At 64.5% G+C, this 11,703-nt stretch carries 10 protein-coding genes and 1 tRNA gene; 6 read left to right on the forward strand and 5 right to left on the reverse strand.

The window, feature by feature from the left end; all coding sequences use genetic code 11:
• Positions 1–266 precede the first annotated feature (266 nt).
• From PVW46_RS06500 to pdxH, 5 genes are all read right to left on the reverse strand, one after another.
• Positions 267–2,219, reverse strand: a complete 1,953-nt coding sequence (locus PVW46_RS06500; RefSeq protein WP_069208342.1) for a DUF4214 domain-containing protein — start codon at positions 2,217–2,219, stop codon at positions 267–269.
• A gap of 173 nt (positions 2,220–2,392) precedes the next feature.
• Positions 2,393–2,469 (reverse strand) — tRNA-Pro (locus PVW46_RS06505).
• A 54-nt stretch (positions 2,470–2,523) separates the two neighbouring features.
• Positions 2,524–3,348: a DUF192 domain-containing protein gene (locus PVW46_RS28660; RefSeq protein ID WP_338020522.1), complete on the reverse strand. Its 825-nt coding sequence runs from the start codon at positions 3,346–3,348 to the stop codon at positions 2,524–2,526.
• Entirely contained in the window at positions 3,324–3,872 is a 549-nt protein-coding gene (locus tag PVW46_RS06515) for a cold-shock protein (RefSeq protein WP_043138989.1), read from the reverse strand. Before PVW46_RS06515 ends, PVW46_RS28660 begins: the two co-directional genes overlap by 25 nt.
• A gap of 142 nt (positions 3,873–4,014) precedes the next feature.
• Positions 4,015–4,620, reverse strand: coding sequence for a pyridoxamine 5'-phosphate oxidase (gene pdxH / locus PVW46_RS06520; protein WP_069208383.1), 606 nt, complete (start codon positions 4,618–4,620; stop codon positions 4,015–4,017).
• A gap of 159 nt (positions 4,621–4,779) precedes the next feature.
• On the opposite strand from pdxH, the gene fabI reads away from it, so the two are divergent.
• From fabI to trpE, 6 genes are all read left to right on the forward strand, one after another.
• Complete coding sequence (fabI, locus tag PVW46_RS06525) at positions 4,780–5,586, forward strand: enoyl-ACP reductase FabI (protein ID WP_043138992.1); 807 nt, start codon at positions 4,780–4,782, stop codon at positions 5,584–5,586.
• Positions 5,587–5,714: 128 nt separating this feature from the next.
• Positions 5,715–6,317: a LysE family translocator gene (locus PVW46_RS06530; RefSeq protein WP_069208343.1), complete on the forward strand. Its 603-nt coding sequence runs from the start codon at positions 5,715–5,717 to the stop codon at positions 6,315–6,317.
• A gap of 69 nt (positions 6,318–6,386) precedes the next feature.
• Positions 6,387–6,905 (forward strand): xanthine phosphoribosyltransferase, encoded by a 519-nt coding sequence (gene gpt / locus PVW46_RS06535; RefSeq protein ID WP_043138997.1) that lies wholly within the window; start codon positions 6,387–6,389, stop codon positions 6,903–6,905.
• Between the two features lie 135 nt (positions 6,906–7,040).
• Positions 7,041–8,237 carry an aminotransferase gene (locus PVW46_RS06540; protein ID WP_069208344.1) on the forward strand — a complete coding sequence of 399 codons (1,197 nt, stop codon included), beginning with the start codon at positions 7,041–7,043 and terminating at the stop codon, positions 8,235–8,237.
• A 30-nt stretch (positions 8,238–8,267) separates the two neighbouring features.
• Entirely contained in the window at positions 8,268–10,112 is a 1,845-nt protein-coding gene (locus PVW46_RS06545; protein ID WP_069208345.1) for a peptidyl-prolyl cis-trans isomerase, read from the forward strand.
• Between the two features lie 5 nt (positions 10,113–10,117).
• Positions 10,118–11,632 (forward strand): anthranilate synthase component I, encoded by a 1,515-nt coding sequence (gene trpE, locus PVW46_RS06550; RefSeq protein WP_069208346.1) that lies wholly within the window; start codon positions 10,118–10,120, stop codon positions 11,630–11,632.
• The last annotated feature ends 71 nt before the right edge of the window (positions 11,633–11,703 follow it).

Below are 11,703 nucleotides of genomic sequence, written 5' to 3' on the forward strand. Positions count from 1 at the left end.
GCAAACCTTGGAAATACAAAGAGAGACGGCGGTTTATGCACAGATGCTTGTGGATAACTTCAGGAATGGCGGCCCGAACGGTTAATCTTTGTTAACTTGCCGGAGGCTTGCCGATGTTGCTCCTCGAACACGCACAACCCTCCAATTCGGGGAAAAGCGCCCCTGCCCCACCACATCTAGTGTGGTGACCGATTCTTTGGCAGAGGGCATAAAAAAGCGCCCGGACCGCGAGCCCGGACGCTTGTGATCCTCGGATCGCGCGATGGTCAGACCATGATCATATCGCTCGAGACCTGACCCAGCTGCGTATCTTCCAGCGTGACGGTCACGTCCTGATCCATGAAGACGACGTCGTCGCCCTGCTGCATCATCTGCGCGATGGCCGCATCCGCATCGGCATAGCCGAAGGCCGTGAAGTCCAGCATGTCCCAGGATTCAAGGTCGGTCACGATATGGCTGCTGCCCGTGTCGGTGCCAAAGACGAAGGTGTCGGACAGGTAGCCACCCGACAGGGTGTTCGTGCCCCCGTTGCCGGCTATCACGTCGTTGGTGCCCTGGGCATCGATCCAGTCTTGCATGTCCGAGGCACTGCGCATCTGCATCTCGGGGCTTTCCGAGAAACCCAGCAGGACCTCGGCCCGGGACGCACCGGCATCCAGCTTGCCGACCCAATGCGCCAGGCCACCGGGATCGGCCCCGCGATCCAGCGTGTTCTGGTACATCGCGCGGACGAAATCCTCGTTCGTGCCGCCACCGAAGACGTCGTTGAACTCGGGCGAATTGGCGAAGCCGTTTGCCGCTGCACTCAGGTTGAACGATCCCGTACCGATCCCGGTCGCCCAGGATTCAAAGCCCGGACCGTCCGGGTCGCGATCGAACGCGGTGACATACAGGCGATAGATCTGGCCGGTGATCCCCTCGATGTCGCCGGTGAACATGCCATCGCCATAGATCATATCATCGCCGCCACCGCCGCCGATGTTGTCCGCGCCCATGTTGCCGAACAACATGTCGTCGCCCCCGGCCCCACGCAGGATGTCGTCGCCGCCGTCACCATAGGCCACGTCGGCCATGATCCCGGTCTGGGCATTGGGCAGTCCCTGGTCGCTGTCTGACCAGGACCCGGTGTGGATCTCATCGTTGCCTGCGCCGCCGTGGATCGTGTCCATGCCGTCGGCCATCGCGTCAAAGGTCGAGCCGGTCGCCGCCGCGGTGCGGCTGTCATCGTCGCCGGTCAGGATCTCATCGCCGGCGCCGCCCATGATCATGTCGTTGCCGGCGCCACCCGCGATGCCACCGTCATATTGGGCCAGCGTCAGGCCACCCGAGGCGCCCGCATCCGCGGCGTTCGGGGCGTTGACGTCCATCTGGCCCGAATCCAGCATGTCGTTGCCGCCGTTGCCCTCAAGGATGTCGGCCCCCAGACCACCCATCAGCGAGTCATTGTCCGCACCGCCCGTGATCGTGTCGTCGCCCGCAAGCCCGTCGACCATGTCATCCCCGGGTCCCGCGTCGAACATGTCGGGATTCGGGGTCAGCACGACCGTGTCGCTTGCCGTCTCGCGGTGCTCTGCCAGGACGGCAAACGCCTCTTCGCGGGTGGCAACCTCGATACTCCCGGCCGCAGCGGGCAGGATGCCGATATAGCCGTTCTCACCACCGGCGACCTCACCGCCCGTGCCCGTGCCGATGCCATCGGGAATCTCGACCCCGTGCAGCACGATCTCGCGCAGTTCCAGCGGCATCAGGTCGGATGCAAAGTAGTCGGTCATCGTGACCGGGCTGAAGAAATTGCTGTTGTCGCCAAGGTCATAACTCTGGACGAACGAGATCCGCCCCGAGGCGTCGGCCATCGGCATCATGCCGTCCATCGACAGCGGCAGGATCACGTCGCCGTATTTGCTCACCCCCTCCAGAACCTCGACCATGCCGTCGCGGTCCAAGTCGTCGGCAATGGTCGGCGCCACGGAATCAATCGGCGTGCCGTTCTCGTCGAACAGACCGTGGATGTGCTGTGCGTGCGTCTGCGACGGTGTCAGCCCGGTGGCCGAGATCGCGACGTTCAGATAGGTCGAACCATCGTCGTCGGTGACCATCGCCAGCACTGCGGTGCCCTGCACACCGGAACTGTTCAGCGCGCCCAGATCAACGGTCCAGAAGGCATCTGCCTGGTCCAGAAACGTTTCGAATGAATCGTAATTAGAGGCCAAATGGGCCATGAAAACTTCCTCCTGTCGCTTGTCGCGTGCTCGTAGCCACGTCTCAGGAATCGGAAAGTTTCAAAGGGTCCCGAAAAATCAGGCCACTCCATGCCGCATGCGCTTCAGGCGCGGCGGTATGCGCTACGAAACACCTTCAAGAAGGTGTTTCTAAACAGTCTCTTGCAGGAAAGTGGTCGGGGCGGCGAGATTCGAACTCACGACCTTCTGTACCCAAAACAGACGCGCTACCAGGCTGCGCTACGCCCCGACGGTCCGTGCGGTCTAGCCGCACGAGACGGGCTTGAAAAGCCCTTTTGACAGATCAGCAGGGCCAGGCGGCGCGGCGGATCGCCGGGTGGCGCATTTGCGCCCCTTCCTTGATCCCCAGCATCCGGGCATAGCCGCCGTTGATCTCGAGCACGAACTGAACCTGCTCGCCTCCGGGGATCGAGGTTTCGTCATGCGGCTTGGCATTCGCATGGACGTGGACCACCACGCCCTGGCTGTCGGCAAAAATGATGTCGAGCGGGATAAAAGTGTTCTTCATCCAGAACGCCACCGGTTGCGGCGCCGGGTAGATGAACAGCATGCCCTTGCTTGCCGGCATGGATTTGACGTTCATCAACCCCTGCGCCCGGCTGTCGGGCGTATCTGCCACGTCCACGTTGAAACGGGCCAGGGCATGACCGCCGCGCACATAAAGAGTGTCCTCGCGGCATTCACCGACGCGGTTGTCGGGGTCGCTCACCTTGGTCGGTTCGGGCGCGGCATCGGCCAGCGGTTCGTCGCCGATCGGCAGGATCGGATTGATCAACGGCGGCTTTTCGTCAGACGGTTCCTGCGCCGGTTCGGGCTCGCGCGCCTCTTCGGCGGGGTCCGCGGGATCGGGCGTCACCCGCGCCACGGGTTCGCTTTCCTCCGGAGCATCCGGACCGGGATCCGGCACGGGGACCTCGGCCACCGGATCTGCCGGGGTCGGGCCGTCCTCGACCGGGGCGGAGTCCGGGGCCGCATCCACGGGTGCCTGGGCCGCCGGTGGCGGAGGCGCCGTTTCCTGTTCCAGAATGACAGAGCCTTCGTCCTGGCTCCAGACCGGCCACGCAACCAACGTGGCAACCAAACTCAACGCGACAAGGCGCTTTCCCATGCGTTCACTTCCATCGCCATGCGTCCGCGCTTGCCCTCGACCACGCGGATCGCAAGGGCTTCGCCCGGTTGCAGATCCGCGAGGCCCGACCGGCGCAGGACCTCGATATGAATGAACACATCTTCCGGTTTTCCGAAGACATTTGCAAACCCGAAACCCTTGGCCTTGTCGAACCACTTGACACGCGCCGGTTCCAGCGTTGCCTGGGCCATGACCTCGGGGTCGAGTTGTTCGAAGTCCGCAAGCGGCGCGCTTTCCGGGGCCTCCGGTGGTTCCACCTTCAGCACCTGCGTCGCCTGAACACCCCTGTCGGTGCGTTGGACCGTGATTTCTATGCGCGCACCATCGGCGACGGAACTCTGTCCGAAGTTCCGCAGGACATTCGCGTGCAACAAAATATCCGGACCACCCGAGTCCGAAATGACAAATCCGAAGCCTTTGACGGGATCAAACCATTTCACCCGTCCGGAGACCGCCTCGTTTTCCGTGTCCTCTCGTGTCAACGTCGTTCCCGATTGTACCATCTTATCCCCATCCGACCTCTTGAAACAAAGCCCGCGGACAGCGCAAGCCCGGGGAAATGACCTTTTTTGTGTCAGATAGGCTAACGGCGCCCCTTGAAAACCTAGTGTACAGGCCTGTTTTTCTACCTGTTTTCAGTATGCTTCACGGGTTGAGACGGTCAACAGTCCAAGGGGCGGACATATCCTTTCGCGCCCAACGAAACCTGTCGTGGAGGCGAAATGCGCCATCTGCCCAGAATTCGATCTCCACGGGCCGAATCCGGTAACCGCCCCAGAACGGCGGGCGCGGCGGGTTGGCGCCATGCCGGGCCGTGACGCGGGCCACCTCGGCCATCAGCGCCGTGCGACTGTCCAGCGGGCGGCTCTGACGGCTGGCCCAGGCGCCAAGGCGGCTCTTGATCGAGCGCGAGGCATAATACTCATCCGCCTGCGGCCCCTCTTCCTTTTCGACAAGGCCACGGACACGGACCTGGCGGCGCAGGGATTTCCAGTGCATGACGAAGGCCGCTTTGCCCGCCTGGTCGATCTCGCCGGCCTTGGCGCTTTCGTAGTTGGTATAGAAGACGAAGGCATCCGCCTCGATCTCCTTGAGCAGGACCATGCGCGCATTGGGCAGACCATCGGCATCGACAGTCGACAGCGCGATGGCGTTGGGATCGTTGATCTCCTTGGCCTCGGCCTCTGCCAGCCAGTTGCGGGCGATCTGAAAAGGGTCGTCGCCTGCGAAAATCCCGCTGCGGTCGCTCATCATCATGGTCTCCTTCTGTCCGTTTCGGGCCGGACGCGCCGGGAATGTGACCTGTGTCGCGCCGGATGCAAGCCCTGTTTTGGACACACGGCAGGCTTGATGGTCCCGGACCGATCGCCTAAAGGTCGCTCCATCGACGATCTGGCGGAAAGGGCGCTCATGTCAAACCAGTTGATGGCGGGAAAACGCGGTCTGATCATGGGCCTGGCCAATGACAAATCCATTGCCTGGGGCATCGCCAAGGCCTGCGCCGACGCCGGCGCAGATCTGGCCTTTTCCTACCAGGGTGAGGCGCTGAAGAAGCGTGTCGATCCGCTGGCCGGGCAACTGGGCTCGGACATCGTTCTGCCCTGCGACGTCAGCGACGAGGCCTCGATCGACGGGCTGTTCGACGCGCTGAAAGAGCGCTGGGACGGTCTCGACTTCATCGTTCACGCGATCGGCTTTTCGGACAAGTCGGAACTGCGCGGTCGGTATGTCGACACGTCGAAAGACAACTTCACCATGACAATGGACATCTCGGTCTACAGCTTCACCAGCGTGATGCAACGGGCCGAGAAGATGATGACCAAGGGCGGCAGCGCCGTGACGCTGACCTATTACGGCGCCGAACGCATCATGCCGCATTACAATGTCATGGGCGTGGCCAAGGCCGCGCTGGAGGCGTCGGTGCGTTACCTGGCCGAGGACCTGGGCAAGGACGGCATCCGCGTCAACGCCATCAGCGCCGGGCCGATCAAGACGCTGGCCGCCAGCGGCATCGGAGATTTCCGCTACATCATGAAGTGGAACGAGTACAACTCGCCCCTGCGCCGAAACGTGACGATCCAGGACGTGGGCAATTCCGCGCTCTACCTGCTGTCCGACCTGGGCGCGGGCGTGACCGGAGAGACGCATCACGTCGACGCGGGCTATCATGTCGTCGGCATGAAGGCGGTCGACGCGCCGGACATCACCAAGGGCTGAGCGCCCTGCCCGTCTGACGAACAGGATCGCAACGAAATCCGGTCCCGGCCTTCGCGCCGGGGCCTCTTCGTTTGACATCGGCACCGTGCTCTGACGTTCTGATCCCGTGCCGCGAAGGAGCCGCCACCATGACCTGGACACATCTGCTTGCCTTCAACCTGACCCTTCTGGCCGCGATGGCCGCGCCGGGGCCTGCGCTGCTTTATGCGTTGCGCCAGTCGATTGCGGGCGGGTTCCGCACAGGCTTTGCCACCGGCATTGGCCTTGGCCTGATGGCCGCTTGCTGGACCGGGGCCGCGCTGTTGGGGCTGGAGGTGATCTTTTCGCTCTTTCCCTTTGCCTATGGCGCCATGAAATTGGCGGGCGCGCTGTATCTCATGTGGATTGCCTGGGGCCTTTGGCGCGATGCGCGCAAGACCGTGTCCGACAGCGCACGGCCCGGTGCCAATGCCTTTCTGGGCGGGTTGCTGGTGAACCTTCTGAACCCGAAATCGGTGCTTTTCGCGGCCTCCGTGCTGGTGGTGATCTTTCCCGCCGACATGGGGCTCGGGGTCAAGGCGCTGATCGTGGCCAACCATTTCCTTGTCGAAGTCACGGTCTATGGGCTGTTTGCCGCCCTCTTGTCGACCGCGCCTGCCCGCGCCGGCTACCTGCGGGCCAAGCCGGTGATCGACAGGGTCGCGGCGGCCCTGCTGGGGGCGCTGGGGCTGCGGCTCTTGCTGTCGCGGTAACGAGCGCTTGCCCCGTGCTGTGCCGCTGACGTATAGGCTCTGTCCACAGCGCTTGCCGAGGAGATTGCCATGACCGACCGCCTGCCACACGAAAAAGGCTTCCACGTCAGCTGGGACCAGCTGCACCGGGATGCGCGGGCACTGGCCTGGCGGCTCCAGGGACAGGGGCCGGACAATGGTTACTGGAAGGCGGTTGTGGCAATCACCCGAGGCGGCATGGCGCCCGCGATGATCGTGGCGCGTGAACTGGACATCCGCACCGTCGATACGATCAGCGTCAAGAGCTATCACTCGGGCGGCGGCAAGGCCGATCAGCGGCGCGAGGCGCAGGTTCTGAAATCCCCGGATGCGGCGCTGGTGGGTGAAGGCGAAGGCGTGTTGATCATCGACGACCTGGTCGACAGCGGCAAGACGCTGGAACTGGTGCGCAGCCTTTACCCCAAGGCGCATGTGGCAACGGTCTATGCCAAGCCACAGGGCCGCCCGCAGGTCGATACCTTCATCACCGAGGTCAGCCAGGACACCTGGATCTTCTTCCCCTGGGACATGGCACTGCAATACGTCAAACCCTATCGCGGCGACGATTGACGGCGTGATCCGAAGGCGCGCCTGACGGCGCTCTCCCACTCTTGGGGGCAGGCCCCCAAACCCCCGGCGAGGGCGCTGCCCTCGCGCTTCCGAGGTATTTTCAAACCCAAAGAAACGATTGGTTGGAGCAAGCCGATGGTCACGCGCACTGAGGCAACCTTTTTTCCGCCCATCCCGGAGGCGCAGCGCTGGCTGAAAGGGGTGGATTTTCCCGCGGACCGGCCCCTGATCAACCTCAGCCAGGCCGCGCCCGCAGATCCGCCGCCCGCGCCAATGCGCGCAGCAATGGCAGAGATGCTGGAAGACCCGGCCAGCCACCTCTACGGTCCGGTTCTGGGCCTGCCCGCACTGCGCGAGGCGCTGGCCGCGGACTGGGCACGGCAATATGGCGGCACGGTTGAGGCGGCGCAGGTCGGTATCACGGCAGGCTGCAACCAGGCCTTCGCGGCGACCATCGCAGCCACTTGCGGCGTGGGCGACGAGGTGATCCTGCCCGTGCCGTGGTACTTCAATCACAAGATGTGGCTGGACATGACCGGGGTGCACGCGGTGCCCCTGACCTGTGGTGCGACCCTCGTCCCCGACCCGGAGGACGCGCGCGCACTGATCACGCCGCATACCCGGGCCATCGTGCTTGTCAGCCCCAACAATCCCTGCGGCGTGGAATACCCGGCGGAGGTGCTGGAGGGGTTTCATGACCTCTGCGCCGAGGCCGGTATCCGCCTGATTGTCGATGAGACCTATCGCGATTTCGACTCGCGCAGGGGTGCCCCGCATGCCTTGCTGACCCGCGCGGACTGGGACCGGACACTGGTACAGCTCTACAGTTTTTCCAAGGCCTACCGGCTGACCGGCCATCGCGTCGGCGCGGTCATCGGCCAGCCGGAGTTGCTGCACCAGATCGAGAAGTTCCAGGACACGGTGGCGATCTGCGCCCCCTCTCTTGGACAGCGTGCCGCACTCTGGGGGCTGGAGAACCTGGACCAGTGGAAGGCCGAACAGCGCGAGGAGATCCTGGACCGCCGCGCCGCGATCGAGGAACATTTTGCACCGCTGGCCGCGCGCGGCTGGCGGCTTCTGGGCTGCGGCGCATATTTTGCCTATATCGAACATCCCTTTGCCGAAGGCTCTGCCACGCTGGCACCCCGGCTGGTGCGCGAGGCGGGCGTTCTGATCCTGCCGGCGACGATGTTCACCCCCGAGGGCGATCCCAGCGGCGACCGGCAGTTCCGGGTTGCCTTTGCCAATACCGACCGCGCCGGGATCGCCGAGTTCGCGCGCAGGCTGGCGCAGGTCGACGGGCCTCTTGCAGCCCCCGGGGGAGCCGCATAGACAGGGGCAAACCGACAGCGGGAGGTCGAGATGGCGGACAAGAAGAGCGGCGTGGGAAAGTACCTGGTCTGGGGTCTGCTGGGGCTCTTGCTGCTGGGCCTGGGCGGTTTCGGCGCCACCAACTTCTCGGGCACAGTGCGGTCGATCGGCAAGGTTGGCGAGGCCGAGATCTCGACCAATGACTATTTCAGGTCGCTGCAGAACGAGATCCGCAACATCCAGCAGCAGAGCGGACAGGCGCTGTCCTTCCAGCAGGCGCAAAGCCTGGGCCTGACGCAGCAGGTTCTGAGCCAGCTGGTCGTCACCGCCGCGCTGGAGAACGAGGCCGACACGCTGGGCCTGTCCATCGGCGACACGCGCCTGGCCGAGGACCTCCGCCAGATCCGCGCCTTTCAGGCCGTGGACGGCAGTTTCAACCGCGAAGCCTACAAGCTGACGCTGGAAAACGCGGGCCTCAAGGAACGCGAGTTCGAGGAAAAGCTGCGCAACGAAAGCGCCAGTTCGCTGCTTCAAAGCGCCGTTCTGGCCGGCATCCGCCTGCCCGATGCCTATGTCGATACGCTGATCGGCTATACAGCCGAACGCCGCAGCATCACCTGGGCCGTCGTCGGTGAAAGCCAGCTGGACCTCGGCGTGACCACGCCGACCGAAGAGATCCTGCGCGCGCACTACGATGACAACATCGACAAGTTCACCCGCCCCGAGACCAAGCGCCTGACCTACGCCTGGGTGACGCCCGAGATGCTGGTCGACAGCGTCGAGGTGGACGAGGACAGCCTGCGCGCCGCCTATGACGAGCGCAAGGACGAGTTCGACCTGCCCGAGAGGCGTCTCGTGGAGCGTCTCGTCTTCAACGACACTGCCGCCGCAGAGGCCGCCCTGGCCCGCATCACCTCGGGTGAGATCGGTTTTGGCGACCTCGTGGATGAACGTGGTCTTGCGCTGGAAGACACCGACATGGGCGATGTCACACGCGCCGACCTGCGCGACGCGGCGGACGCGGTCTTCGACGGTTCCGTCGGCCAGGTCGTCGGCCCCGCACCGACGCCTCTTGGCCCGGCCCTGTTCCGGATCAACGCCGTCCTGCCGGCGCAGCTGACCTCATTCGAAGATGCGGTTCCCGGACTGCGCGGCGAACTGGCGCTGGACCGGGCCCGCCGCGTGATCGACGCGCAGGCACAAGGCTATGACGATGAACTGGCCGCGGGCCTCACGCTCGAGGAATTGGCGGAAACCACCGATCTTGACCTGGGACAGATCGGCTGGACCGGCGACAACGACGAGGGCATCGCGGGCTACCCTGCCTTCCGCGACGCGGCAGAGGCGGTGAAAGACGGCGACTACCCGGCCATCGCCACGCTGGGAGACGGTGGTGTCTTTGCCCTGCGTCTGGACGCGATCGAGCCCCCCGCCCCCTACCCCTTCGACGAGGTGCGCGTGCGGGTCGAGGCTGACTGGCGCGAGGCGCAAAAGGCGGATGCGTTGTTGAAACAGGCCGAAGCACTGGCGGGCCAACTGGGCGAAGGCGTCACCTTCGAAGGGCTGAACCTGACCGCCCAGACCGAAGAGGCCCTGACCCGGACCTCTTTCGGCGCTGTGCCGCGTGCAGTGCTGGAGGCTGTCTTTGACATGGAGCCGAACCAGGTCCGGGCTGTCAGCACCGGCGACTCGGCCGTCGTGGTCCGGCTGGACGAGATCCTGGATGTTGACCCCGATGACGAACAGGCCAAGCAACTGGCACAGCTGTTCCGCGACCAGGCCGCGCAGGCGGTGGCACAGGACCTGTTCCGCGCCCTCGCCTCGGACATCCAGGACCGCGCCGGCGTGGACCTGGACCAGGCGGCGATCAACGCCGTTCACGCGAACTTCCAGTAGAGACGATGGTACAGCTTATCCCTTCCTTCGACGGCTTCGCCGCTGCCTATGAGGCGGGCCGCAACCAGGTGGTCTATGCCCGCCTGGCCGCCGATCTCGACACACCGGTGTCGCTGATGCTGAAACTGACCGGCGCGGCACGCGATGCCTTTATGCTCGAATCCGTGACCGGCGGAGAGGTGCGCGGGCGCTATTCGATCATCGGGATGAAGCCGGACCTGATCTGGCAATGCCACGGGGACCAGAGCCGCCTGAACCGCATGGCGCGCTTTGATCCCGATGCCTTCGAGCCCCAGCAGGACGACCCGCTAACGGCGCTGCGCGCGCTGCTGGCCGAGAGCCGGATCGACCTTCCGGACGACCTGCCGCAGGCGGCCGCCGGGCTGTTCGGCTACCTAGGCTACGACATGATCCGCCTGGTGGAACACCTGCCGGACGTGAACCCAGATCCGCTGGGCCTGCCCGACGCGCTGCTGATGCGGCCCTCCGTCGTGGCCGTGCTGGACGGCGTCAAGGGCGAGGTGACGGTGGTCTCTCCTGCCTGGGTGCAGGACGGGCTGTCGGCCCGCGCCGCCTATGCGCAGGCCGCCGAACGGGTGATGGACGCGGTGCGCGACCTGGAACGTGCTCTGCCGCAGGCCAGCCGCGACCTGGGCGACGCGGCAGAGCTGGGCGAACCGGTCTCCAACTTTGCCCATGACGCCTATCTGTCAGCGGTCGAGAAGGCCAAGGAGTACATCAAGGCGGGCGACATCTTTCAGGTGGTGCCCTCGCAGCGCTGGACGCAGGATTTCCCCCTGCCGCCGTTTGCGCTTTATCGCTCGCTGAGACGCACCAACCCGTCGCCCTTCATGTTCTACTTCAACTTCGGCGGCTTCCAGGTGATCGGCGCCTCGCCCGAGATCCTCGTTCGGGTCTTCGGCAAAGAGGTGACAATCCGTCCCATCGCGGGCACCCGCCCCCGTGGCGCGACCCCGGCAGAGGACAAGGCGCTGGAGGAGGATCTGCTGGCCGACCAGAAGGAACTGGCCGAACACCTGATGCTGCTGGACCTCGGGCGCAACGACACCGGCAAGGTGTCCAAGATCGGAACCGTCCGACCGACAGAGAAATTCATCATCGAACGCTACAGCCACGTCATGCACATCGTGTCCAACGTGGTCGGTGAACTCTCCGAGGACCAGGACGCTTTGTCGGCCCTGCTGGCCGGACTTCCGGCGGGCACCGTCAGCGGAGCGCCAAAGGTCCGCGCGATGGAGATCATCGACGAACTGGAACCGGAAAAGCGTGGCGTCTACGGCGGTGGTGTCGGCTATTTCAGCGCCGGCGGCGACATGGACATGTGCATCGCCCTGCGCACCGCGCTGGTGAAGGACCGCAAGCTCTACATCCAGGCCGGCGGCGGCGTGGTCTATGACAGCGATCCCGAGGCAGAGTACCAGGAGACGGTGCACAAATCCAACGCGATCCGGCGTGCGGCGGCGGATGCGGCGCGTTTCACCGGAGACGGAAATGGCTGAAACCGGGCAATGGGGGCTCTGCCCCCGGCTCCCTTCGGTCACCTCCCCCGAGGTATTTTGCAAACCAAAGA

Source organism: Mameliella sp. AT18, assembly GCF_028807275.1.
Taxonomy (GTDB): domain Bacteria; phylum Pseudomonadota; class Alphaproteobacteria; order Rhodobacterales; family Rhodobacteraceae; genus Antarctobacter; species Antarctobacter albus.